The sequence below is a fragment of the Streptomyces sp. NPDC026092 genome, from assembly GCF_040638605.1.
In the GTDB taxonomy this organism is placed as follows: domain Bacteria; phylum Actinomycetota; class Actinomycetes; order Streptomycetales; family Streptomycetaceae; genus Streptomyces.
Map to the genome: position 1 here is coordinate 52,426 of NZ_JBEZYN010000026.1, position 24,733 is coordinate 77,158.

The following is a 24,733-nucleotide window of genomic DNA, read 5'->3' on the forward strand; positions in this document are numbered from 1 at the left end:
CCCACGGCACAATGGCCCCATGAGCAGCAATCTCGACCCGGCCATCGCCGCCCGCCTCAAGCGCAGCCCGGACGGACTCCTCCCGGCCATCGCCCAGCAGTACGACACCGGCGAGGTGCTGATGCTCGGCTGGATGGACGACGAGGCCCTCCACCGCACCCTCACCACCGGCCGCTGCACCTACTGGTCCCGCAGCCGCCAGGAGTACTGGGTCAAGGGCGACACCTCCGGCCACGTCCAGCACGTCAAGTCCGTCGCCCTCGACTGCGACGCCGACACCGTGCTCGTCAAGGTCGACCAGGTGGGGGCCGCCTGCCACACCGGCGCGCGGACCTGCTTCGACGCCGACGTCCTGCCCCTGGGCAAGTAGGGTCTGGCGCCATGGATCTCGAGACCTTCCGCAAGCTGGCGGCCGACCGCCGTGTGATTCCCGTCAGCCGCCGGCTCCTCGCGGACGGCGACACCCCGGTCGCGCTCTACCGCAAGCTCGCCGCCGAGCGCCCCGGCACCTTCCTCCTCGAATCCGCCGAGAACGGCCGCTCCTGGTCGCGCTACTCCTTCATCGGCGTCCGCAGCGACGCCACCCTCACCGTCCGCGACGGGCAGGCCCACTGGCTCGGCACCCCGCCCGTCGGCGTCCCCACCGACGGCGACCCGCTGGCCGCCCTCCGCGCCACCGTCGAGACCCTCCACACCCCGCGCGACCTGGCCTCGGGCATGCCGCCGTTCACCGGCGGCATGGTCGGCTACCTCGGCTACGACATCGTCCGCCGCCTGGAGCGCATCGGGGACTCCACCCGCGACGACCTGGAGCTGCCCGAGCTGACCATGCTCCTCACCAGCGACCTCGCCGTCCTGGACCACTGGGACGGCTCGGTCCTGCTGATCGCCAACGCGATCAACCACAACGACCTGGAGACCGGCGTCGACGAGGCCTACGCCGACGCCGTCACCCGGCTCGACGCGATGGAGGCCGACCTGGCCCGCCCCGTCGCCTCCGTCCCCGTCGCCCTCCCGCCCTCCGAACTGCCCGAGTTCTCCGCGCTCTGGGGCGGCCCGGCCTACCAGGACGCCGTCGAGGACATCAAGGAGCGGATCCGGGCGGGCGAGGCCTTCCAGGTGGTGCCCTCGCAGCGGTTCGAGACCCCCTGCCACGCCTCCGCGCTCGACGTCTACCGGGTGCTGCGGGCCACCAACCCGTCCCCGTACATGTACCTCTTCCGCTTCGAGAACGGCTTCGACGTCGTCGGATCCAGCCCCGAGGCCCTGGTCAAGGTCGAGGACGGGCAGGCGATGGTCCACCCCATCGCCGGCACCCGGCACCGCGGCGCCACCCCGCAGGAGGACCACGACCTCGCCGAGGAGCTGCTCGCCGACCCCAAGGAGCGCGCCGAGCACCTGATGCTCGTCGACCTCGGCCGCAACGACCTCGGCCGGGTCTGCGAGCCCGGCTCGGTGGAGGTCGTCGACTTCATGTCGATCGAGCGGTACTCGCACGTCATGCACATCGTCTCGACCGTCACCGGACGGGTCGCCGAGGGCCGCACCGCCTTCGACGTCCTCACCGCCTGCTTCCCCGCCGGCACGCTCTCCGGCGCCCCGAAGCCGCGCGCGATGCAGATCATCGAGGAGCTGGAGCCGTCCCGGCGCGGACTGTACGGCGGGTGCGTCGGCTACCTCGACTTCGCCGGCGACTCCGACACCGCCATCGCCATCCGTACCGCCCTGCTGCGCGACGGCACCGCGTACGTGCAGGCCGGAGCGGGTGTCGTCGCCGACTCCGACCCGGTCGCCGAGGACAACGAGTGCCGGAACAAGGCCGCGGCGGTGCTCCGTGCCGTACACACCGCCAACCGGATGAACGCGTCATGACGGCGTAAGGGATAGTGGGGTACGTGAGTGCTGTTCCCGTACCCCAGCCCCGAGCCGCTCGCGCGGGCGGCGGCGCCGCCGCGCCCGGCGGCCGCCGCAGCCTCGCCGCGGCTCTCCTCCTCGGCGCCCTCGGCGCCACCGTCGTCCTGCTGTCCTCGGGCCAGATCTGGGCCCAGGGCACGGCGTCGGTCGGCGGCGGCACGGTGCCCGTCGAGGCCGACGGCGGCGCCGTCACGGGCGTACCGACGGCGCTCGCGATCGTCGGCCTCGCCGCGCTCGTCGCCGTCTTCGCCGTCCGCCGCACCGGACGCACCCTGGTCGCCGGCCTGCTCGCGCTCAGCGGCGCGGGCGCGGCGGCGGCCGCGTTCCTCGGCGCGTCCGACAGCGGCGCGCTTGACGCGGAGGCCGCCCGGATCTCCGGCGACACCTCGGCGACCGTCGCCCACCTCACCCACTCCGCCTGGCCGTACATCACGGCCGGCGGCGCGCTGCTGATCCTCGTCGCGGGGCTGCTCGCGCTGCGCTTCGGCACGAGCTGGCCGGCGATGGGCGGCCGCTACGAGCGTGCGGGCGCCCCGCGAGCCGGGCGCCCCACGCCCCGCACGGCGGCGGACCGGCCCGAGGACCTGTGGAAGGCCCTGGACCGCGGCGAGGACCCGACCCGCGAGGACTGACCCCGGGGTCGCACGCGCCTCGGGTGCCCGCGGCGGACACGACGCGTGATCGTCGGGCCACCCCGATTCATCCTCGCGCCCCTGTGTGCGGGACAATGAACCACGAGTGTCCGCGCACGCGAGACCTCACCTTCGAGCCACCACCGAGCAACAGCAACGAGGAGCAACTCATGGCGGGCAGCGCCCACGGACACACCCCGGCCGCCTGGACCGGTGTCATCATCTCCTTCATCGGCTTCTGCATCGCCGGAGTCTTCATGGTGGCCGCCAACACGGCCGGCTTCTGGGCCGGCATGGCCGTCGTCGTCCTCGGCGGTGTGGTCGGCCTGGCGATGAAGGTGGCGGGCATGGGCATGCCCAAGGAGTCGGCGGCGGTCGTCGCGGCCCGCGAGGCGGCGACGCTGAAGGCACGCGCCTGACGGCAGCGGCACACACGACACGCGCGAAGGCGCAGTCCGGCGGGGCCGGGCTGCGCCTTCGCGCGTCAGGCGCGACAATCACCGCGTGAACCCGAAGCCGACGCCCGCGAAGCACGACGACCCCGCCACGGACCAGCCTGGCGGGGCTTCGGTGCCGCCGTGTGAGGCTTCGGCGCGTCCGGGCCCGGACGCGGTGCCGCCCGGTCCGCCTCCGGTGCCGCCCGGGCAGGCCTCGGAGCGCCTGGGGCCGGCTCCGGTGCCGTCCGGGGCTCCCGTGCGCGCGGACGGCCCGTACGCGCCCGTGGGCGCTCCTGGGGGCCCGTTCGCGCCTCAGGCGCCCCGGCGGGCGCCTCGGGCGCTCGGGGTGCGGTTGCTCGCGCCGCTCGGGACGCTCGCCGGTGTCGCCGCCGCGTTCGCGTACGTCGGGGCCGTCGACCCCAACGAACCCGGGCACTATCCCGTCTGCCCGCTCCTCCGCTTCACCGGCCTGTACTGCCCCGGCTGCGGCGGCCTCCGCAGCGCCCACGCCTTCATCCACGGCGACCTCACCGCCGCCTTCGGCGCCAACGCCCTCGCCGTCGTCGGCTACGGCCTCTTCGCCGTCCTCATGGCCGTGTGGCTGATTCGCGCCGTACGCGCCGTGCCCATGAGGGTCGCGATCAGCCCCGCCCGGGCCTGGGGGATCGGCGCCGTTCTCGCCCTCTTCAGCGTCGTACGGAACCTCCCCTTCGGCTCCGCGCTCGCCCCATGACCTCCCCGGGGAAGTCCCAGCAGATGGGACGCACGTCGGCCGGATGCGGGTCCCGGGCCCTCGGGCGGATACCATCGACGTGGCTGAACCTGGTTCATCCACACGACCGTCACCATCACCGTCCCGGAAGGGGGCCTCTCGCGTGAGTGTGCTCGACGAGATCATCGAAGGCGTACGCGCCGACCTCGCAGAGCGGCAGGCGCGGGTCTCCCTCGACGAGCTCAAGGAGCGCGCCGCCAAGGCGCCGCAGGCCAAGGACGGCGTCGCCGCACTGCGCGGCGAGGGCGTCACCGTGATCTGCGAGGTCAAGCGCTCCAGCCCGTCCAAGGGCGCACTCGCCGCGATCGCCGACCCGGCCGGTCTCGCCGCCGACTACGAGGCGGGCGGCGCCGCCGTCATCTCCGTGCTCACCGAGGAGCGCCGCTTCGGCGGTTCGCTCGCCGACCTGGAGGCCGTCCGCGCCCGGGTCGACATCCCGGTGCTGCGCAAGGACTTCATCGTCACGGCGTACCAGCTGTGGGAGGCCCGGGCCTACGGCGCCGACCTCGCGCTCCTGATCGTCGCCGCCCTCGAGCAGGAGGCCCTCGTCTCCCTCATCGAGCGCGCCGAGTCCATCGGCCTCACGCCGCTGGTCGAGGTCCACGACGAGGACGAGGTCGAGCGCGCCGTCGACGCGGGCGCCCGGATCATCGGCGTCAACGCGCGGAACCTCAAGACCCTCAAGGTCGACCGCTCCACCTTCGAGCGGGTCGCCCCGGAGATCCCGGCCGGCATCGTCAAGATCGCCGAGTCCGGCGTCCGCGGGCCGCACGACCTCATCGCGTACGCCAACGCCGGCGCCGACGCGGTCCTGGTCGGCGAGTCCCTCGTGACCGGCCGCGACCCGAAGTCCGCCGTCGCCGACCTCGTCGCCGCCGGCGCCCACCCGGCCCTGCGCCACGGGCGGGGCTGACCCCGCCATGACCTCGTACCGCGTCACGTCGCCGCTCACCCGGGGCCTCGCCGCCCCGGGCGGGTTCGGCGCGGCCGCGGTGACGACGCGCGCGATGCGCACCCGGCTCCGTACCGCCGCCGCGCCCGCCCACGCCCCGCTCGCCCGAGGCTGCCGCCCGCGCGGCTGCCGCGCGCCGGCGCGGCGGGTCCACGGGCGTCGTGTGCGGTACGTGATCGGCAGCGAGCCGGGCCAGGTCAACGGCATGCGATGGCGCGAGCGCCTCGTGCGCGACTTCACCTAGAGCAACCCACCCCCCCGTGTGGGCAATCGTCCCGCAGGGCGGGACGGGTGGGCACACGGGACGGCGCCCTTGCGGGCGCGTCCGCTCCCTGCCCCCCCCGCACCACGCGGCGCCCGCACCTGTGGGCACTGTAGGGACCGGGAGCCTGGGCCCGGCAAGGGCGCCGTTCCGTTGTGCCAACCCGTTCCTCCCCCAAGGACTTCGTTCAGGGGGACCCCCAAGCGGAGCGACTGGCCACAACGGGGGGCGGTGGCGGCCGGGACGGCCATGGCGTTGCCGTCACGGCACACGGCGTTGCCGTACGTGAGCTCGTCGCGCGCATAACGTGACCATCACCCAGCACGTCATCGGGGCGTTCGCCCCGCGAGGAGCAGTCGCATGTCCAGCGAGTTCTTCCTTCCCGACCTCGACGGTCAGGTTCCGAGCGCCGAGGGCTACTTCGGCGCCTACGGCGGCAAGTTCATCCCGGAGGCCCTCGTCGCCGCCGTGGACGAGGTCGCCGTCGAGTACGACAAGGCCAAGGCCGACCCCGAGTTCGCGCGCGAGCTCAACGACCTGATGGTCAACTACACCGGCCGCCCGAGCGCCCTCACCGAGGTCCCCCGGTTCGCCGAACACGCGGGCGGTGCCCGGGTCTTCCTCAAGCGCGAGGACCTCAACCACACCGGCTCGCACAAGATCAACAACGTGCTCGGGCAGGCCCTGCTCACCAAGCGCATGGGCAAGACCCGGGTCATCGCCGAGACCGGCGCCGGCCAGCACGGGGTCGCCACCGCCACCGCGTGCGCCCTCTTCGGGCTCGAATGCACCATCTACATGGGCGAGATCGACACCCAGCGCCAGGCGCTGAACGTCGCCCGGATGCGCATCCTCGGCGCCGAGGTCATCCCGGTGAAGTCCGGCAGCCGCACCCTCAAGGACGCCATCAACGAGGCGTTCCGCGACTGGGTCGCCAACGTCGACCGCACGCACTACCTCTTCGGGACCGTCGCCGGACCGCACCCGTTCCCCGCCATGGTCCGCGACTTCCACCGCGTCATCGGCGTCGAGGCCCGCCGCCAGATCCTGGAGCGCGCGGGCCGCCTCCCCGACGCGGCCGTCGCCTGCGTCGGCGGCGGATCCAACGCCATCGGGCTCTTCCACGCCTTCATCCCGGACAGCGACGTCCGCCTCGTCGGCTGCGAGCCGGCCGGCCACGGCGTCGAGACCGGCGAGCACGCGGCGACCCTCACCGCCGGCGAGCCCGGCATCCTGCACGGCTCGCGGTCGTACGTCCTCCAGGACGACGAGGGCCAGATCACCGAGCCGTACTCGATCTCGGCCGGTCTTGACTACCCGGGCATCGGCCCGGAGCACGCGTACCTCAAGGACACCGGACGCGGCGAGTACCGCGCCGTCACCGACGACGCGGCCATGCAGGCCCTGAGGCTGCTCTCCCGTACCGAGGGCATCATCCCGGCCATCGAGTCCGCGCACGCGCTCGCCGGGGCCCTGGAGATCGGCAAGGAGCTCGGCCCCGAGGGTCTGCTCCTGGTCAACCTCTCCGGGCGCGGCGACAAGGACATGGACACGGCGGCCCGCTACTTCGGGCTGTACGACGGGACCGAGGGGGACACGAAGTGACGACCGGGAACATCCAGCTGCTCAGCGACACCCTGGCGAAGGCCAAGTCCGAGAACCGCGCCGCGCTCATCGCCTACCTCCCGGCCGGCTTCCCGACCGTCGACGGCGGCATCGAGGCGGTCAAGGCCGTCTTCGACGGCGGCGCCGACATCGTCGAGGTCGGGCTCCCGCACAGCGACCCGGTCCTCGACGGCCCCGTCATCCAGACCGCCGACGACATCGCCCTGCGCGGCGGCGTCCGGATCGCCGACGTCATGCGGACGGTGCGGGAGGCCTTCGCTGCCACCGGGAAGCCCGTCCTGGTCATGACGTACTGGAACCCCATCGACCGCTACGGCGTCGAGCGGTTCACCGAGGAGCTGGCCGCGGCCGGCGGTGCCGGCTGCATCCTGCCGGACCTGCCCGTCCAGGAGTCCGGCCTGTGGCGTGAGCACGCCGAGAAGCACGGTCTCGCGACCGTCTTCGTCGTCGCCCCCAGCAGCAAGGACGAGCGGCTCGCCACCATCACGGCCGCCGGCTCCGGCTTCGTCTACGCCGCCTCGCTCATGGGCGTCACCGGCACCCGCGAGTCCGTCGGCGCCGAGGCGGCCGACCTCGTCCGCCGTACCCGCGCCACGTCCGATCTGCCGGTCTGCGTCGGCCTCGGCGTCTCCAATGCCGGACAGGCCAAGGAGGTCGCCGCCTTCGCCGACGGCGTCATCGTCGGCTCCGCGTTCGTCAAGCGGATGCTCGACGCCGACGACGAGGCCGCCGGACTCGCCGCCGTAAGGGAACTGGCGGGCGAACTCGCCGAGGGCGTCCGTCGAGTTTCGTAGCCCGATCGGGTGGATCTGTGACCGGGGAGGCGCGTCCGCGCCTCCCCGGTTCGTTGCTCCGGACGTGAGCAAGAAGAACAGTGACGGTAACGGTAATCGGAGTGCGCGGGAGCGGCTCCAGCAGCAGCGCGAGCGCGACAAGGCCCGCGACAAGCAGCGGCGCGTCCTGATCGTGTCGGCCGCGGTCGTCGGCGTCCTCGGCCTGGCCGCGGTCGTCGGCGTGATCGCCGCCAACACCGGCGGCAAGGACGGCGGCTCGGACAAGGCGGGCCCGGTCGTCGCCCCGACCGGCGCGGTCGAAGGGGACGGGCCCGCGATCCCCACGGGGAAGTCGGACGCCCCGTCGACGCTCGCGATCTGGGAGGACTTCCGCTGCCCGGCGTGCGCCTCCTTCGAGAACGCGTTCCGGGACACCATCCACGAGCTGGAGGCCTCCGGCGCGCTCAAGACGGAGTACCACCTCGCCACCCTCATCGACCGGAACATGGGCGGCAACGGTTCGCTGCGCGCGGCGAACGCGGCCGCGTGCGCCCAGGACGCCGGGAAGTTCACGGCGTACCACGACACGCTGTACATCAACCAGCCGCCGGAGACCGACGACACCTTCGGGGACAACGCCAAGCTGATCGAGCTCGCGGCGAAGGTGCCCGGCCTCGACACGCCGGACTTCCGCAGCTGTGTCGAGGACGGCACGCACGACAGCTGGGTCGGGAAGTCGAACGAGGCCTTCGAGAAGGGCAACTTCCAGGGCACGCCCTCGGTGCTCCTGAACGGAGAATCGATCTTCCCGCAGAAGGGGAGCGAGCAGATCTCCCCGGAGAACCTGAAGAAGTGGGTCGCCGAGGCCAACAAGGGCAAGAAGGCGGGCACGGCCTCGCCGTCGGCGGGCTGACCTCCCCGGGGCCGGATCCGCTCGGCTCGATCCGCTGGGCCGATCCCCTCGGCCGACCCTCTTGTTCGATCCTCTTAGTTACTCAGACGTTGCCGGGTGGGCTGCCGTGACGCCCACCCGGCAAGGTAGCGTCGGTCGTGCCATGGACCTTGCCTTCATTCCCAGCCCGTCGACCGGTGTCCTCCACCTCGGACCGGTTCCGCTGCGCGCCTACGCCTTCTGCATCATCCTCGGTGTCTTCGTCGCCGTCTGGTACGGCAACAAGCGCTGGATCGCCCGGGGCGGCAAAGCCGGCACCGTGGCCGACATCGCCGTCTGGGCGGTGCCCTTCGGCCTCGTCGGCGGCCGGCTCTACCACGTCATCACCGATTACCAGCTGTACTTCAGCGAGGGTGAGAACTGGGTCGACGCCTTCAAGATCTGGGAGGGCGGCCTCGGTATCTGGGGCGCCATCGCCCTCGGCGCGGTCGGCGCCTGGATCGGCTGCCGCCGCCGCGGCATCCCGCTCCCCGCGTACGCCGACGCCATCGCGCCCGGTATCGCCTTCGCCCAGGCCATCGGCCGCTGGGGCAACTGGTTCAACCAGGAGCTGTACGGCAAGCCGACCGACCTGCCCTGGGGCCTGGAGATCAGCGCCGGCGCGAACCGCGAGGCCGGGATCTACCACCCGACCTTCCTCTACGAGTCGCTGTGGTGCATCGGCGTCGCGCTCCTGGTCATCTGGGCAGACCGCCGCTTCAAGCTCGGACACGGCCGGGCCTTCGCCCTGTACGTCGCCGCGTACTGCACGGGCCGCGCGTGGATCGAGTACATGCGGGTAGACGAGGCGCACCACGTCCTCGGTCTGCGGCTGAACGTCTGGACGGCGATCGTCGTCTTCGCCCTGGCCGTCGCCTACATCGTGATCTCGTCGCGGCTCCGCCCGGGACGCGAGGAGATCGTGGAGCCGGAGCGCGACAAGCCGGCCGGTGGCAAGGCCGCGAACGGAGCCGACCCGGAGGACGGGACCGCCGAGGGCGAGAGCGGTGCCGCTCTGTTCGCGGACCTCGGCGACGAGGCGGTCGACACACCTGCGGGCGGTGCGGAGTCGCCCGCCAAGGGCTGACGGACGCCGAACGCCTTTCACAGGGCCGCCGGGACCTTCTGGTCCCGGCGGCCCTGTCGTTTCCCCGCTGTCAGCAGAATCGGGCCGCCAGGGTGAGGGTGCGGCGGGCGCCGTCGACGACCGCCGCGTCGACGAAGCGGCCGTCCGGGAGGGCCAGGGCGCCCTCCTCCACCTCGGCCGCCTTCACGACCTCCTCGGCGGCCGCCACCTCGTCGGGGGTGGGGAGGTAGGCCTGCTCGATCACCGGGAGCTGGCGGGGGTGGATCGCGGCCCGGCCGAAGAAGCCCAGGGCGCGGCCCCGGGTGCAGCTCGCCGCCAGGGCGTCCAGGTCGCGGATGTCGGGGTGCACCGACTGGGCCGGTGGAGGCAGGGCCGCCGCCCGTGCGGCGACCACGAGGCGGCCGCGCGACCAGTCGAGGCCGCTGTCGTCGCGTACCCCCAGGTCGGCGCGGAGGTCCGCCTCGCCGAGGGCGATGCCGTGGACGGCGGGATGGGCCGTGGCGATGGCGTACGCGCGCTCGACGGCGAGGGCGTCCTCCAGGAGGGGGTAGAGATGGATGGGGATTCCGGCGGTGGCTTCGGTGACGGCGTCGGCGATCCGGTGGATGTCAGTGGCGTGTGTCACCTTGGGAACACGGAGACCGCGGAGGCCGGGGAGGGGGGCCAGGGTGGGGATGTCGCGCGGGGTGTGGATGCGGACATGGATCGGTACGGAGTGGGGGTCGGAGAGCAGATCGGCCGTGGCGTCGAGCGCGTACGCCTTGCGGTCGGGGGCGACCGCGTCCTCCAGGTCGACGATCACGACGTCGGCGCCGGAGGCCAGCGCCTTCTGGACGACGGCGGGGCGGTCCCCGGGGGCGTACAGCCAGGTGAGGGGCAGGGGCGTGGTCCTCATACGGCTCCTTCGCCGCGCAGGGCGCCGATCTCGGCGGGGGTGAGGCCGAGTTCGGCGAGGACCTCGGCGGTGTCCGCGCCGTGCGGGCGGCCGGCCCAGCGGATCGCTCCGGGGGTGTCGGAGAGCCGGAAGAGGACGTTCTGCATCCGGATGGGCCCCAGCTCGGGGTCCGGGACCTCGGTGACCGTGTTCAGGGCGCGGAACTGCGGGTCGGCGAGGACGTCCCGGACGTCGTAGACGGGCGCGATCGCCGCCTCGGCCTTCTCGAAGGCGGCCATCGCCTCGTCCCGGGTGTGGCGGGCGATCCAGGAGCCGACCGCCTCGTCGAGGACGTCCGCGTGGGCGGCCCGGCCGGCGCCGTCGGCGAACCAGGGCTCGTCGATCAGCTCGGGGCGGCCGACGAGGCGCAGGACGCGTTCGGCGATCGACTGGGCCGAGGTGGAGACGGCGACCCAGGCGTCGTCGGACGTGCGGTACGTGTTGCGGGGGGCGTTGTTGCGGGAGCGGTTTCCGGTGCGGGGCTGGACGTAGCCGAGCTGGTCGTACCAGAGGGGGTGGGGGCCGATGACGGAGAGCATCGGTTCGATGATGGCCATGTCGACGACCTGGCCGTGGCCGGTGGTCGTCCTGGCCGTGAGCGCGGTCATCACCGCGTACGCGGTGGCCAGCGCGGCGATCGAGTCGGCCAGGCCGAAGGGGGGAAGGGTGGGCGGACCGTCGGGTTCGCCGGTGATGGCGGCGAAGCCGCTCATCGCCTCGGCCAGGGTGCCGAAGCCGGGCCGGTGGGAGTACGGGCCGAACTGGCCGAAGCCGGTGACCCGGGTCAGGACCAGGCGGGGGTTGACGGTGGAGAGCTCCTCCCAGCCCAGACCCCAGCGCTCCAGGGTGCCGGGGCGGAAGTTCTCCACGATCACGTCGGCGTCGGCGGCCATCCGCAGGAGGGTGTCCCGGCCGCCGGGGGTGGAGAGATCGAGGGTGACGGTCCGCTTGTTGCGGCCGAGGACCTTCCACCACAGACCGACGCCGTCCTTCGCCGGGCCGTGGCCGCGGGAGGGGTCGGGCTTGCGGGGGTGCTCGATCTTGATCACGTCGGCGCCGAAGTCGCCGAGCATCATCGCGGCGAGCGGTCCGGCGAAGAGGGTGGCGAGATCGAGGACGCGCAGCCCGTGGAGGGGAGGCCGGGCTGCGGGTTCGGTGCGGTCCGTGCGTTCCTCGCTGGGTGTCATACGGCGTCGACCTCCCGGCCGGTGAAGACGGTGTGGGCCTCGTCGATCTCGGCGCGGTACGGCATCGAGGACGAGGCGCCCGCGTGCTGGACGGAGAGCGCGGCGGCGGTGGAGGCCCAGGCCAGCGCCTCGCGGACCGGGCGGCCCTCGCCGAGGGCGACGGCGAGCGTGCCGACGAACGTGTCGCCCGCGGCGGTGGTGTCCACGGCGGCGACCCGGGGGGCGGGGACCGTGAGGGGTTCGCCGCCCCGGGCCGCGTACAGGCTGCCGGAGGCGCCCAGGGTGACGACCACCTCGGGGACGTGGGCGAGGAGGGCGGTCGCGGCGGCGCGCGGGTCGGTGAGGCCGGTGAGCGCGGCGGCCTCGTGCTCGTTGGGGACCAGGAGGTCGGTGGCGGCGAGGAGTTCGGGGGGAAGCTGCTGGGCCGGGGCGGGGGTGAGGACCGTACGGACGCCGAGGCGGCGGGCGGTGACGGCGGCCTCGGTGACGGCGGAGAGGGGGAGTTCGAGCTGGAGGAGCAGGGCGTCGGCGGTGGCGATCAGGGCCTCGTCGCCGTGGTCGAGGGCGGTGACGGTGCCGTTGGCGCCGGGGACGACGACGATCGCGTTGCCGCCTTCGTCGTCGACGACGATGTGGGCCGTGCCGGAGGGGCCTTCGACGGTGCGCAGGAGGTCGGTGTCGACCGAGGACGCTTCGAGGGCGGCGCGGAGCCGTTCGCCGAAGTCGTCGGCGCCGACCGCGCCGATCATCGCGACCTCGGCGCCGGCCCGGGCGGCCGCGACGGCCTGGTTGGCGCCCTTGCCGCCGGGGATCGTACGGAACTCCCGGCCGGTGACGGTCTCTCCGCGCGCGGGGGCCCGGGAGACGAAGGCGACGAGGTCCATGTTGGTGCTGCCGAGCACCACGATGCTGGTCATGGGCGTACTGCCTCCAGATACGTCAGTTCGGCGAGGGTGTCGAAGCCGATGCCGTCGAAGGACGGGATCGAGGTGGCGAGCCGGTTCTTGAGGGGGGAGGTCCAGCGCTCGGGGAGCCGGTCGGGGTGGCCGGCGAGGAGACCGGCGACGGAACCGGCGGTGGCGCCGTTGGAGTCGGTGTCCCAGCCGCCGGAGACCGCCGCGCAGATCGTGCGGGAGAAGTCGCCGTCGCCGTGGGTGAGGGCGGCGGCGAGGAGGGCGGCGTTGGGGACGGCATGGACCCAGTGATACCCGCCGAGGGTGGCGTGGAGCCGGTCCACGACGGCGTCGAAGTCGGGGGTGGTGCGGGCGGTTTCGATGCCGAGACGGACGGCGACGGCGAGCCGGGAGCGGGGCGGGACGACGGAGAGCCCGGCGGCGAGGGCCTGGTGGACGTCGGCGGTGCCGGTGGCGGCGCCGGCGATGGTCGCGGCGACGAACTGGGCGCCGTAGAGGCCGTTGGCCGTGTGAGTGAGCGCCGCGTCCCGGTACGCCTGCTCGGCGGCGGCCGCGGGGTCGCCGGGGTGCGTCCAGCCGTGCACGTCGGCGCGGATCTGGGCGCCGATCCACTCGCGGAAGGGGTTGCGGTGGGAGGCGGTCAGCGGGGGTTCGATGCCGTCGAGGAGGTTGCGGTAGGCGATGCGCTCGGCGGTGAAGGTGCGGCCGGCGGGGAGTTCGTCGAGCCAGAGGCGGGCGACGTCGGAGGTGCTGAAGCCGCGGCCGTACCGCTGGAGGAGGAGCAGGTTGAGAAGGGGGTAGTTGAGGTCGTCGTCCTCGGGCATCCCGTCGATGTTCTCCGCGAGGGAGGTGGCGGCGGAGCGACGGTTCCAGGGGTGGGCGGCGAGAAGGTGCGGGGGGACGCCGCGCTCGGTGAACCAGGTGGTGAGGGGCCAGTTGCCGGCGGCGCGGGCGAGTGCGCGGATGGCGGGGAGCGGGAGCTTCTCGACGGGCTTGCCGAGCAGGCAGCCGGCGGCGCGACCGAGCCAGGCGGCGTGCAGCCGGTCGCGGAGGGGCTGGGGTTCCCGCGTGGGGGCTCCGCCCCCGTACCCCTGGGGACGCGGCGCTTCGCGCGCGGGGGGCGCGTGCACGGAGGCGGGGGTGGGGGGTTGTGATGCCTTGGGCTCGGCCGGGGGGAGGGCTGCCAGTTCGGTCAGGAGGGTTTCCGCCAGGGGGCGGAGGTCTGGGCGGGGAGTGGGGGAGGCGCCCGCTGTGGGAGGGGGTGGGGGGCCGCCCGCCGCTTGCCAGCGGGCGGCGATCGTGGTCGCGTCGCGGCCGTCCTCCGCCGCCTGGCGGAGTTCGTGGCCGACGAGGTCCTCCGGCTGGACCCAGGTGAGGCGTACGTTCATCGGACGTTCGTCAGGGTCGTGAACGCCGACTCGTGGGCCCGGCGGCGGGCCGTGTCGCGGGCGAAGACCTCGTGCGCGACCGCCGTCAGCGCCCCCGCCGGAGCGTGCAGATCCAGGCGGCTCGCCTCCGCCACCTGCTTCGCCCAGGTGGGCGGGACGGCCGACTCGCCCACCAGCGCGCCCACGATCGCGCCCGCCATCGTCGCGATCGAGTCGCAGTCACGGCCGTAGTTGACCGCGCCCAGGACCGTGTGACGGTAGTCGCCCGCGCCGACCAGCAGCATCCCGAGGGCGATGGGGAGTTCCTCGATCGCGTGCAGGCGCGACGGGCGCCGCGCGCCCAGGCCCGGCGCGCGGTACTCCGCGCCCACCGTGTCGAACGGGGCCACCGCCTTGCGCAGGGGGATCAGCGCCGACTCGAAGTCCGTGTGTCCGGAGGCCACTTCCGCCACCGCCTCGATCGCCGCGCGTGTGCCGTCCTTCGCCAGGGAGAGCGCCGTCTCCACGACCGAGACCGGCGTCGCGCCCGGTTCGCACGCCGCCGACACCGCCGCCGCGAACACCCCCGCCGCCTCCCGGCCGTACGAGGACTGGTGGGGGGCCGCGACGTCCAGGGCCTCCGCGTACGCGCCCGCCGGGTTCGCCGCGTTGACCAGGCCCACCGGCGCCATGTACATCGCCGCACCGCAGTTGACGATGTTTCCGCTGCCCGCCTCGCGCGGGTCCACGTGGCCGTAGTGGATGCGGGCCACCAGCCACTTCTCCGCGAGGAAGATCCGCTGGAGGGGGAGGGCCTCCGCCTCCAGTTCGGGGATCCAGACCGGGGCCGAGATCAGGTCGGGGACCAGGTGGTCCGCCACCGCGTACGCGTCGAGGTGGTCGCGGACCTTCTCGTACACCCTGATCAGCGCGTGGGTCATCAAGGTGTCGTCGGTGACGTGCCCGTCGCCCTTGTGGTACGGCGCGATGGGGCGTGCCGTACGCCAGTCGTCGCCGTTCCAGGGGCCGACGATGCCCGTGACGCGACCGCCGTGGCGTTCGACGATCTGGTCGGGGGTGTAGCCCTCGACCGGGCCGCCCAGGGCGTCGCCCACGGCGGCTCCGACGAGGCTTCCGGTGATGCGGTCATCGAGTGGTGGTGTGGGGGTCATGTCGGAATTGTCTACCCCTGGTGGTCAGTTCCGTGGCTGCGAGGAGCCCGGCGAGTTCGACCAGATCCGTGCCCGCGAGGCGGGGGAGCGCGCAGCCGGCGAGCGTGCGGCAGGCGTCGCGCCAGGTCGCGGGGAGGGAACCGGCGCCGCCGAGCGCGCCGGTGAGCGCGCCCACGAGCGCGGGGGCGGAGTCGGCGACACGCGACAGGCAGGCCGCGGCCGGCACCGCCCCGGACGGCTCGCCGCGCGCGGCGAGGGCGAGCGCGAGGGCCACCGGTACGGTCTCGGCGGCGGCGATGCCGTAGCTGTAGACGTGGTCGACGATCTGGTGCTCCAGGAGGGGGACGAGTTCGAAGGCGCTCGTCGCGTCCTGGGCCATCTTGACGGCCTGTTGGGCGTTGCGGCCGATCTCGGTGGCGGGCGGGAGTTGGGCGAGGGCCGCCTCCACGGCCTCGTCCACGTCCGCGCCGCCCAGGGCGACGGCGACGGCGGCGGCCATCGCGCGGGCGCCGTGGACGCCGTCGCCGTCCTGGGTGTACCGGGCGTCGAACTCGGCGAGTTCGGCGGCGGCGGCCGGGTCGCCGGGGTGGACGAGGGCGAGGACGGCGGCGCGGACGCAGGCGGCGTCGTCGAAGTAGTGCGGGTTGTCGTGGCCGGTGGCGGGCGGGCGGAGGCCGGTGGCGAGATTGCCGAGGCCCGCGCGTACGGAGATCCGTGCGCGGAGGGGCAGTACGGCGGACTCGACCTCGGGGGCGCGGTCGGCCGCGGCGGCGACCTGGCTCGCGAGGGAGTTCCAGGCGAGGTCGACGGCGGCGCGGAGGCGGCGCTCCGGGGGGAGGGTGCCGAAGAGGGGGCCGGCGGCGGCGAGGACCGCCTCGGCGGTGAAGACCGCCCATTCGGCGTCGTCGGAGGGGCCGAGGCGCAGGGGCTCGGGGGGCTGGTTGAGGGCGATGGGGACGGGGAGGGTGGTGGTGGCGTTCTGTTCGGCGAAGGTGTCGAGTTCGCGGGTGAGGCGGCGGGTCCACTCGGGCATGCGGGCGGCGCGGTGTCTGGCGGCGGGCCAGCCGGCGGCGTCGCCTGCGGCGAGGCCGAGGAGCAGGCCCTCGACGGCCTCCCGCCGTGCGGGCCTCGGGGCGGGCCCCTCGACCGCGGGTGCGGCGCCGGCCCCGTGCGCGGCCATGAGGCCCACGTGGGCACCGGTCCTGTCCGGGGCGCCCGGTCTTGTGGGCTGTGCCCACCCGTCCCGCCCTGCGGGACGATTGCCCACAGCGGAGCTCATGACTGGTCCTCCTCGTCTGTCGTCAGCAGGTCCGCGATGTCCAGGACGTGGTAGCCGCGCATCGACGGGAGGCAGCTGCCTGTGACCGGTCCGATGGCCGTGGCCCACTCGTCCGGGATCGCCGAGACGCCCGAGCCCGCGCCCGCCAGAGCGCCCGCCACCGCGGCCGTCGTGTCGGCGTCGCGGCCCATGTTGACCGCGGTCAGGACCGCCGTACGGAAGTCGCCGCGGGCCGCCGCGAAGGCGCCGAAGGCGAGGCCCACCGCCTCCGGGGCCAGGTCCGTCCAGGGGTAGCCGCCGATGACGACCGCCGAGCGGACCGTGCGTTCGCGGAGCAGCGGGTCCGGCTCCAGCCGTTGCGCGGCCACCACCGCGCGGCGCATCGAGCGCGCCGTCCACGAGTCCATCGGGACCACCGAGAGCGCCGCCGCGATGACCGACGTCACCGACGCGCCGCCCATCGCCGCCGCCACGCCCGCCGCGACCGCCTGGCCGCCGTAGATGCCCTCGCCGTCGTGGCTGACCGTGCCGTCGATCGCCACCAGGCGGGCCGCCTCCGCCGGGCGGCCCGCCGCGAAGACCCCGAACGGGGCCGCCCGCATCGCCAGACCGTCCGACCACGCGTGCCGGTGCTGGGCCGAGATCGGCGCCGCGAGCCCCCTGCGGAGGTTCTCCAGCGTGCCCCGCTCACTGAAGCCCGCGCCCCGGAACGGGCCTTCGTCGAGGTCCGCGATCCAGTGGTGCCAGGCCCGTTCCACATGCTGGACCGTCAGCGCCGAGCCGTGCCGGGCGAGCAGCAGCCCCGAGAAGATCGCGTACTCCGTGTCGTCCGTGCCCGCCGGACTGTCCGTCACGAAGCCCTCGATCCGGCCCCATCGGCGCCGGATCTCCGACGGGCGCATGTTCTCGGCGGGCGCCCCGAGCGCGTCACCGACCGCGAGGCCGAGGAGCGCGCCCCTCGCGCGCTCGCGCGTATCGCATGCAATCGTTCCCGTCTCGCTCACCATCTCGCACCCCTTTCGCGGTTCCTGGATCTGTGCCACGTGGGGGCGGCGATGACGTCGAAGAAACGTCTCTGTCACCCGGCTGACACCCCGCCAGAAGGGGGTGCGGACAGCAAGGTCAGCCTTAGTAAGTACGGCCTGCCTTGCTGGCGCGCCCCTTACATCGCGCGTATTTTCGAGGGTGTTGGGGGCGGCGGGTGCGACCCGGCCCGCCGGACTGAACAGGGGAGAAGCATGTCCATCATCGAAGCCCAGGCGCCACTGCACGAAGCCCACCGCGACAACCACACGCACCGCGATGTGAACGGTGGCTGGCTGCGCCCCGCGGTCTTCGGCGCGATGGACGGACTCGTCTCCAACCTCGCCCTGATGACCGGTGTCGCGGGCGGCGCGGTCTCGCAGCAGACCATCGTCATCACCGGCCTTGCCGGACTCGCCGCCGGCGCCTTCTCGATGGCGGCCGGTGAATACACCTCCGTCGCCTCGCAGCGCGAGCTCGTCCAGGCGGAACTGGACGTCGAGCGTCGTCAGTTGCGCAAGCACCCGGTCGACGAGATGGAGGAGCTCGCCGCGCTGTACGTGTCGCGCGGCGTCGAGCCCGCGCTCGCCCGCGAGGTCGCGATGCAGCTCTCCCGGGACCCGGAGCAGGCCCTGGAGATCCACGCGCGCGAGGAGCTGGGCATCGACCCCGACGACCTGCCGTCGCCGACGGTCGCCGCCGTGTCGTCGTTCGCGTCGTTCGCGCTCGGCGCGCTGCTTCCCCTGCTGCCGTACCTGCTCGGTGCGAGCGCCCTGTGGCCGGCCGTGCTGCTCGCCCTCCTCGGGCTCTTCGCCTGCGGCGCGCTGGTGGCCCGGGTGACCGCCCGCAGCTGGTGGTTCAGCGGGCTGCGCCAGCTCGTCCTGGGCGGCGCCGCCGCGGCCGTCACGTACGGGCTCGGAATGGCCTTCGGCGCCGCGCTCTGACCCGCGCGGCCCGCGGCCACCGCCTGCTGAAGGCCCTCGCCCTGCGGCGAGGGCCTTTCGCGTGCATGCTGGCTGTGATGTATATCCCCTGGGCGGATCGGCCGGCCAGTGAGACACTATGCACAGCGCGACATATGTAGCCGTAACCCGGCGGTTTCGAAGGCTTAACCACCGGGCATGAGGCGTAAGCGCCGCGGGCAATGAGGCTCGCTCTGCGACGGGTCCTCCGACCCCTTGAGATCCGTAGAGATTCACCCCCAGAACCACCCTGAGATTTACGAGTTCACGTGTGAACCACCATCACCGCTCCGTGTCAGCGGTGTCCGCATGTTGGAATGAGCTATCCACTTCGCGAGAAGCCAGCCATCATGTAACCTGCACGAAATTTCGCGGAGGGCCAACGTCGTCCCTCGGCAGCTGCATATGCCACGACGACGACGGGAGAGCCGATGCGTTCCGACGCCTGGTCGCCCATGGACGGTCGCCCCGCTCCGCAGGGGATGTACGACCCCCGTAACGAACACGACGCCTGTGGTGTCGGGTTCGTGGCCACCCTGACCGGTGTTGCCAGCCACGCGCTGGTCGAGCAGGCGCTGACCGTACTGCGCAATCTCGAGCACCGCGGCGCCACCGGCTCCGAGCCCGACTCGGGAGACGGCGCCGGCATCCTTTTCCAGGTCCCGGACGCCTTCCTGCGCGAGGTCACCGACTTCGACCTCCCCACCGCCGGCGCCTACGCCGTCGGTATCGCCTTCCTCCCTGCCGACGGCTCCGCACAGGCCGTCTCGCAGATCGAGACGATCGCGTCCGAGGAGGGTCTGAACGTCCTCGGCTGGCGCGACGTCCCCGTCGCCCCCGAGCTGCTCGGCGCCTCCGCCCGCGCCACCATGCCCGTCTTCCGTCAGCTCTTCGTCGCCGACGGCAGCAGCGAGGGCATCGCGCTCGACCGCAAGGCCTTCGTGCTGCGCAAGCGCGCCGAGCGCGAGGCCGGGACGTACTTCCCGTCGCTCTCCGCCCGCACGATCGTCTACAAGGGCATGCTGACCACCGGCCAGCTGGAGCCCTTCTTCCCGGACCTGTCGGACCGCCGCTGCGCCACCGCCGTGGCCCTGGTCCACTCCCGGTTCTCCACCAACACCTTCCCGAGCTGGCCGCTGGCCCACCCGTACCGCTTCGTCGCGCACAACGGCGAGATCAACACGGTCAAGGGCAACCGCAACTGGATGGTGGCCCGCGAGTCCCAGCTCGTCTCCGAGCTCTTCGGCGAGGGCGAGCTCGACCGGATCTTCCCGGTCTGCACCCCCGACGCCTCCGACTCCGCCTCCTTCGACGAGGTCCTGGAGCTGCTCCACCTCGGTGGGCGTTCCCTCCCGCACAGCGTCCTGATGATGGTCCCCGAGGCGTGGGAGAACCACGACTCCATGGACCCGGCCCGGCGCGCCTTCTACCAGTACCACTCCACGATGATGGAGCCCTGGGACGGCCCGGCCTGTGTCACCTTCACCGACGGTACGCAGGTGGGTGCGGTCCTCGACCGCAACGGTCTGCGCCCCGGCCGCTACTGGGTCACCGACGAGGGACTCGTCGTCCTCTCCTCCGAGGTCGGCGTCCTCGACATCGACCCCGCCAAGGTCGTCCGCAAGGGCCGCCTCCAGCCCGGCAAGATGTTCCTCGTCGACACCGCCGAGCACCGGATCATCGAGGACGACGAGATCAAGGCCGGCCTCGCCGCCGAGAAGCCGTACGCCGAGTGGCTGGAGACCGGGGAGATCGAGCTCTCCGACCTCCCCGAGCGCGAGCACATCGTGCACACCCACGCCTCGGTCACCCGCCGCCAGCAGACCTTCGGCTACACCGAGGAAGAGCTCCGCGTCATCCTCGCCCCGATGGCCCGCACCGGCGGCGAGCCGCTCGGCTCCATGGGCACGGACTCGCCGATCGCGGCCCTGTCCGAGCGCCCCCGGCTGCTCTTCGACTACTTCACCCAGCTCTTCGCGCAGGTCACCAACCCGCCGCTGGACGCGATCCGCGAGGAGCTGGTGACGAGCCTGCGCTCCTCCCTCGGCCCGTCGGGCAACCTGCTGGAGCCGACCGCCGCCTCGTGTCGCAGCGTCACCCTGCCCTTCCCGGTGATCGACAACGACGAGCTGGCCAAGCTCATCCACATCAACGCCGACGGCGACATGCCCGGCATGAAGGCCGCGACCCTCTCCGGCCTGTACCGGGTCTCCGGCGGCGGCGACGCGCTCGCCGCCCGGATCGAGGCGATCTGCGGCGAGGTCGACGCGGCCATCGAGGGCGGCGCGCACCTGCTCGTCCTCTCCGACCGGCACTCCGACGCCGAGCACGCGCCGATCCCGTCGCTGCTGCTCACCGCGGCCGTCCACCACCACCTCATCCGTACGAAGCAGCGCACCCAGGTGGGCCTGCTCGTCGAGGCCGGCGACGTCCGCGAGGTCCACCACGTGGCCCTCCTCATCGGCTACGGCGCCGCCGCCGTCAACCCGTACCTGGCGATGGAGTCCGTCGAGGACCTGGTCCGCGCCGGCACCTTCATCGAGGGCCTCGAGCCCGAGCAGGCGATCCGGAACCTGATCTACGCGCTCGGCAAGGGCGTCCTCAAGGTCATGTCCAAGATGGGCATCTCGACCGTCGCCTCCTACCGCGGCGCCCAGGTCTTCGAGGCCGTCGGCCTGGAGACGGCCTTCGTCGAGCGGTACTTCAACGGCACCGCCACCAAGATCGGCGGCGCCGGCCTCGACGTCATCGCCAAGGAGGTCGCCGCCCGGCACTCCAAGGCGTACCCGGCCTCCGGCGTCCCCTCCGCGCACCGCGCGCTCGACATCGGCGGCGAGTACCAGTGGCGCCGCGAGGGCGAGCCGCACCTGTTCGACCCGGAGACCGTCTTCCGCCTGCAGCACGCCACGCGCAACAAGCGGTACGACATCTTCAAGAAGTACACGGACCGGGTCAACGAGCAGTCCGAGCGCCTGATGACGCTCCGCGGCCTCTTCGGCTTCACCTCGGACCGCCCCTCGATCTCGATCGACGAGGTCGAGCCGGTCTCCGAGATCGTCAAGCGGTTCTCGACCGGCGCCATGTCGTACGGCTCCATCTCCCGCGAGGCGCACGAGACCCTCGCCATCGCCATGAACCAGCTGGGCGGCAAGTCCAACACGGGTGAGGGCGGCGAGGACCCGGACCGCCTCTACGACCCGGCGCGCCGCTCCTCCATCAAGCAGGTCGCCTCCGGCCGCTTCGGCGTGACGAGCGAGTACCTGGTCAACGCGGACGACATCCAGATCAAGATGGCCCAGGGCGCCAAGCCCGGCGAGGGCGGTCAGCTGCCCGGCCACAAGGTCTACCCGTGGGTCGCCAAGACCCGGCACTCCACTCCCGGTGTCGGTCTGATCTCGCCGCCGCCGCACCACGACATCTACTCCATCGAGGACCTGGCTCAGCTGATCCACGACCTCAAGAACGCCAACCCGGCCGCGCGCATCCACGTGAAGCTCGTGTCGGAGGTCGGTGTCGGCACGGTCGCCGCCGGTGTCTCCAAGGCGCACGCGGACGTCGTCCTCATCTCCGGCCACGACGGCGGTACGGGCGCCTCCCCGCTGACCTCGCTGAAGCACGCGGGCGGTCCCTGGGAGCTCGGCCTCGCCGAGACCCAGCAGACGCTGCTGCTCAACGGCCTGCGCGACCGGATCGTCGTGCAGACCGACGGCCAGCTGAAGACCGGCCGTGACGTCGTCATCGCCGCGCTGCTCGGCGCCGAGGAGTTCGGTTTCGCGACCGCGCCGCTCGTCGTCTCCGGCTGCGTCATGATGCGCGTCTGCCACCTGGACACCTGCCCGGTCGGCATCGCCACCCAGAACCCGGTCCTGCGCGACCGCTTCTCCGGCAAGCCCGAGTTCGTCGTCAACTTCTTCGAGTTCATCGCCGAGGAGGTCCGCGAGCTCCTCGCCGAGCTGGGCTTCCGTACGCTCGAAGAGGCCGTCGGCCACGCCGAGCTGATCGACACCAGCCGGGCCGTCACGCACTGGAAGGCGCAGGGCCTCGACCTGGCCCCGCTCTTCTACGTGCCGGAGCTGCCCGAGGGCGCGGTCCGCCACGCCCTGATCGAGCAGGACCACGGCCTGGAGAAGGCCCTCGACAACGAGCTCATCGAGCTCGCCGCCGAGGCGCTTGGCGCGGCGACGGCCGAGGAGGCCCAGCCGGTCCGGGCGCAGGTCGCGATCCGCAACATCAACCGGACGGTCGGCACCATGCTCGGCCACGAGGTGACGAAGAAGTTCGGCGGCGCGGGTCTGCCGGCCGACACCATCGACATCACCTTCACCGGCTCCGCCGGCCAGTCGTTCGGCGCGTTCCTGCCGGCCGGTGTCACGCTCCGCCTGGAGGGCGACGCCAACGACTACGTCGGCAAGGGCCTCTCCGGTGGCCGGGTCGTCGTCCGCCCGGACCGCGGCGCCGACCACCTGGCCGAGTACTCGACCATCGCCGGCAACACCATCGCGTACGGCGCGACCGGCGGCGAGCTGTTCCTGCGCGGCCGCACCGGCGAGCGCTTCTGCGTCCGCAACTCCGGCGCGCTGGTCGTCTCGGAGGGCGTGGGCGACCACGGCTGCGAGTACATGACCGGCGGCAGCGCGGTCGTCCTCGGCGAGACGGGCCGCAACTTCGCGGCCGGCATGTCGGGCGGCGTCGCGTACGTCGTCGACCTCGACCGGGACAACGTCAACTCCGGGAACGCGTCCGCCGTAGAGGCGCTCAGCGACTCCGACAAGCAGTGGCTGCACGACGTCGTGCGCCGCCACCAGGAGGAGACCGGATCGACGGTCGCGGAGAAGCTCCTCGCCGACTGGGACGCGAACGCGGACCGGTTCAGCAAGATCATCCCGTCCACGTACAAGGCAGTGCTCGCCGCCAAGGACGCCGCTGAGCTCGCCGGTCTCTCCGAGGCCGAGACCACCGAGAAGATGATGGAGGCGGCGACCAATGGCTGACCCCAAGGGCTTCCTGACCACCGGGCGCGAGGTCGCCAAGACCCGTCCGGTGGGCGAGCGAGTCAAGGACTGGAACGAGGTCTACGTTCCCGGCTCCCTGCTGCCGATCATCAGCAAGCAGGCCGGCCGCTGCATGGACTGCGGCATCCCGTTCTGCCACAACGGCTGCCCGCTCGGGAACCTGATCCCCGAGTGGAACGACTACGCCTACCGCGAGGACTGGGAGCAGGCCTCCGAGCGCCTCCACGCCACGAACAACTTCCCGGAGTTCACCGGCCGCCTGTGCCCGGCTCCGTGCGAGGCGGCGTGCGTGCTCGGCATCAACCAGCCGGCCGTCACCATCAAGAACGTCGAAGTCTCCATCATCGACAAGGCGTGGGACGCCAATGACGTCAAGCCGCAGGCGCCCGAGCGCCTGTCAGGCAAGACCGTCGCCGTCATCGGCTCGGGCCCGGCGGGTCTCGCCGCCGCCCAGCAGCTGACGCGGGCGGGTCACACGGTCGCCGTCTTCGAGCGCGCGGACCGCATCGGCGGCCTGCTGCGGTACGGCATCCCCGAGTTCAAGATGGAGAAGCGGCACATCAACCGCCGTATCGAGCAGATGCGCGCGGAGGGCACCAAGTTCCGTACGGGCGTGGAGATCGGTCGCGACATCACGGCGACGGACCTGCGCAAGCGGTACGACGCCGTGGTCATCGCCGCGGGCGCCACGACCGCGCGTGACCTGCCGGTCCCGGGCCGCGAGCTGTCCGGCATCCACCAGGCGATGGAGTACCTGCCGCTCGCCAACAAGGTCGTCGAGGGCGACTTCGTCTCCCCGCCGATCACCGCCGAGGGCAAGCACGTGGTGGTCATCGGCGGCGGTGACACGGGCGCGGACTGCGTGGGCACCGCCCACCGCCAGGGCGCCGCCTCGGTCACGCAGCTGGAGATCATGCCGCGTCCGGGCGAGGACCGGGTCGCCGGCCAGCCCTGGCCGACGTTCCCGATGCTGTACAAGGTCACCTCCGCGCACGAGGAGGGCGGCGAGCGGGTCTACTCCGTCTCCACCACCCACTTCGAGGGCGACGAGGACGGCAACGTCCAGTTCCTCCACCTCGTCGAGGTCGAGTTCGTCGAGGGCAAGCTCACGCAGAAGCCCGGCACGGAGCGGAAGATCCCGGCGCAGCTGGTGACGCTCGCGATGGGCTTCACGGGTACGGACGTGGAGAACGGTCTGGTCGCGCAGTTTGGTCTAGACCTCGACGAGCGAGGTAACATCGCTCGCGACGCGGACTTCGCCACCAACGTCGGTGGTGTGTTCGTGGCCGGTGACGCGGGTCGCGGCCAGTCGCTGATCGTCTGGGCGATCGCCGAGGGCCGCTCGGCGGCGCGCGGCGTCGACCGCTTCCTGACGGGCGCGAGCGACCTCCCGGCCCCGATCCGCCCGACGGACCGTGCCCTGACGGTCTGACCGTCCCGTCCCAAGACGTCCCGTACAACGACGTACGGAACTGAGCGCGGCGCCCCCCGAATGTC

Annotated in this window: 21 protein-coding genes; 14 read left to right on the top strand and 7 right to left on the bottom strand. The window is 72.7% G+C overall.

Going from position 1 to position 24,733, the window contains the following annotated elements; genetic code table 11:
- Nucleotides 1–19: 19 nt before the first annotated feature.
- The 11 genes from hisI to lgt all read left to right on the top strand — a co-directional run bounded on the left by hisI (nucleotide 20) and on the right by lgt (nucleotide 9,386).
- On the top strand, nucleotides 20–370 hold the full coding sequence (gene hisI, locus AB0F56_RS31700) for a phosphoribosyl-AMP cyclohydrolase (RefSeq protein ID WP_362015960.1): 351 nt from the start codon (nucleotides 20–22) through the stop codon (nucleotides 368–370).
- A gap of 11 nt (nucleotides 371–381) precedes the next feature.
- Nucleotides 382–1,872, top strand: coding sequence for an anthranilate synthase component I (locus tag AB0F56_RS31705; RefSeq protein WP_362015962.1), 1,491 nt, complete (start codon nucleotides 382–384; stop codon nucleotides 1,870–1,872).
- A 14-nt stretch (nucleotides 1,873–1,886) separates the two neighbouring features.
- The gene (locus tag AB0F56_RS31710; RefSeq protein ID WP_362015964.1) at nucleotides 1,887–2,546 is read left to right on the top strand and encodes a TIGR02234 family membrane protein; all 660 of its coding nucleotides are present in this window, start codon (nucleotides 1,887–1,889) and stop codon (nucleotides 2,544–2,546) included.
- Between the two features lie 170 nt (nucleotides 2,547–2,716).
- Nucleotides 2,717–2,965, top strand: a complete 249-nt coding sequence (locus AB0F56_RS31715; RefSeq protein WP_362015966.1) for an HGxxPAAW family protein — start codon at nucleotides 2,717–2,719, stop codon at nucleotides 2,963–2,965.
- 364 nt (nucleotides 2,966–3,329) lie between these two features.
- Entirely contained in the window at nucleotides 3,330–3,716 is a 387-nt protein-coding gene (locus AB0F56_RS31720) for a DUF2752 domain-containing protein (RefSeq protein WP_362016046.1), read from the top strand.
- Between the two features lie 142 nt (nucleotides 3,717–3,858).
- A complete protein-coding gene (gene trpC / locus AB0F56_RS31725) occupies nucleotides 3,859–4,668 on the top strand; it encodes an indole-3-glycerol phosphate synthase TrpC (RefSeq protein WP_362015968.1) in 810 nt (269 codons plus the stop codon).
- 94 nt (nucleotides 4,669–4,762) lie between these two features.
- The gene (locus tag AB0F56_RS31730; RefSeq protein ID WP_362016048.1) at nucleotides 4,763–4,951 is read left to right on the top strand and encodes a tryptophan synthase subunit(beta); all 189 of its coding nucleotides are present in this window, start codon (nucleotides 4,763–4,765) and stop codon (nucleotides 4,949–4,951) included.
- 378 nt (nucleotides 4,952–5,329) lie between these two features.
- Nucleotides 5,330–6,574, top strand: coding sequence for a tryptophan synthase subunit beta (gene trpB, locus AB0F56_RS31735; protein ID WP_362015970.1), 1,245 nt, complete (start codon nucleotides 5,330–5,332; stop codon nucleotides 6,572–6,574).
- A complete protein-coding gene (gene trpA, locus AB0F56_RS31740; protein WP_362015972.1) occupies nucleotides 6,571–7,389 on the top strand; it encodes a tryptophan synthase subunit alpha in 819 nt (272 codons plus the stop codon). Before trpB ends, trpA begins: the two co-directional genes overlap by 4 nt.
- Nucleotides 7,390–7,453: 64 nt before the next feature.
- Complete coding sequence (locus tag AB0F56_RS31745; protein WP_362015974.1) at nucleotides 7,454–8,281, top strand: thioredoxin domain-containing protein; 828 nt, start codon at nucleotides 7,454–7,456, stop codon at nucleotides 8,279–8,281.
- Nucleotides 8,282–8,423: 142 nt separating this feature from the next.
- Nucleotides 8,424–9,386: a prolipoprotein diacylglyceryl transferase gene (gene lgt, locus AB0F56_RS31750; RefSeq protein WP_362015976.1), complete on the top strand. Its 963-nt coding sequence runs from the start codon at nucleotides 8,424–8,426 to the stop codon at nucleotides 9,384–9,386.
- A 70-nt stretch (nucleotides 9,387–9,456) separates the two neighbouring features.
- On the opposite strand, the gene AB0F56_RS31755 is transcribed toward lgt, so the two are convergent.
- From AB0F56_RS31755 to AB0F56_RS31785, 7 genes are all read right to left on the bottom strand, one after another.
- A complete protein-coding gene (locus AB0F56_RS31755) occupies nucleotides 9,457–10,281 on the bottom strand; it encodes an aldolase/citrate lyase family protein (RefSeq protein ID WP_362015978.1) in 825 nt (274 codons plus the stop codon).
- Nucleotides 10,278–11,507, bottom strand: coding sequence for a CoA transferase (locus tag AB0F56_RS31760; RefSeq protein WP_362015980.1), 1,230 nt, complete (start codon nucleotides 11,505–11,507; stop codon nucleotides 10,278–10,280). Before AB0F56_RS31760 ends, AB0F56_RS31755 begins: the two co-directional genes overlap by 4 nt.
- Nucleotides 11,504–12,424 (bottom strand): ribokinase, encoded by a 921-nt coding sequence (rbsK, locus tag AB0F56_RS31765; RefSeq protein ID WP_362015982.1) that lies wholly within the window; start codon nucleotides 12,422–12,424, stop codon nucleotides 11,504–11,506. The genes AB0F56_RS31760 and rbsK overlap by 4 nt, the downstream gene beginning before the upstream one ends.
- On the bottom strand, nucleotides 12,421–13,809 hold the full coding sequence (locus AB0F56_RS31770; protein WP_362015984.1) for an ADP-ribosylglycohydrolase family protein: 1,389 nt from the start codon (nucleotides 13,807–13,809) through the stop codon (nucleotides 12,421–12,423). Before AB0F56_RS31770 ends, rbsK begins: the two co-directional genes overlap by 4 nt.
- Nucleotides 13,806–14,960, bottom strand: a complete 1,155-nt coding sequence (locus AB0F56_RS31775) for an ADP-ribosylglycohydrolase family protein (protein WP_362015986.1) — start codon at nucleotides 14,958–14,960, stop codon at nucleotides 13,806–13,808. Before AB0F56_RS31775 ends, AB0F56_RS31770 begins: the two co-directional genes overlap by 4 nt.
- Nucleotides 14,935–16,140 carry an ADP-ribosylglycohydrolase family protein gene (locus tag AB0F56_RS31780; protein WP_362015987.1) on the bottom strand — a complete coding sequence of 402 codons (1,206 nt, stop codon included), beginning with the start codon at nucleotides 16,138–16,140 and terminating at the stop codon, nucleotides 14,935–14,937. The genes AB0F56_RS31775 and AB0F56_RS31780 overlap by 26 nt, the downstream gene beginning before the upstream one ends.
- A 95-nt stretch (nucleotides 16,141–16,235) precedes the next feature.
- On the bottom strand, nucleotides 16,236–17,246 hold the full coding sequence (locus AB0F56_RS31785; RefSeq protein WP_362015988.1) for an ADP-ribosylglycohydrolase family protein: 1,011 nt from the start codon (nucleotides 17,244–17,246) through the stop codon (nucleotides 16,236–16,238).
- Between the two features lie 231 nt (nucleotides 17,247–17,477).
- Between AB0F56_RS31785 and AB0F56_RS31790 the strand changes: the two genes are divergently transcribed.
- The 3 genes from AB0F56_RS31790 to AB0F56_RS31800 all read left to right on the top strand — a co-directional run bounded on the left by AB0F56_RS31790 (nucleotide 17,478) and on the right by AB0F56_RS31800 (nucleotide 24,668).
- Nucleotides 17,478–18,206 carry a VIT1/CCC1 transporter family protein gene (locus tag AB0F56_RS31790; RefSeq protein WP_362015989.1) on the top strand — a complete coding sequence of 243 codons (729 nt, stop codon included), beginning with the start codon at nucleotides 17,478–17,480 and terminating at the stop codon, nucleotides 18,204–18,206.
- Nucleotides 18,207–18,655: 449 nt separating this feature from the next.
- Complete coding sequence (gene gltB / locus AB0F56_RS31795; protein WP_362015990.1) at nucleotides 18,656–23,215, top strand: glutamate synthase large subunit; 4,560 nt, start codon at nucleotides 18,656–18,658, stop codon at nucleotides 23,213–23,215.
- Nucleotides 23,208–24,668: a glutamate synthase subunit beta gene (locus AB0F56_RS31800; protein ID WP_362015991.1), complete on the top strand. Its 1,461-nt coding sequence runs from the start codon at nucleotides 23,208–23,210 to the stop codon at nucleotides 24,666–24,668. The genes gltB and AB0F56_RS31800 overlap by 8 nt, the downstream gene beginning before the upstream one ends.
- The last annotated feature ends 65 nt before the right edge of the window (nucleotides 24,669–24,733 follow it).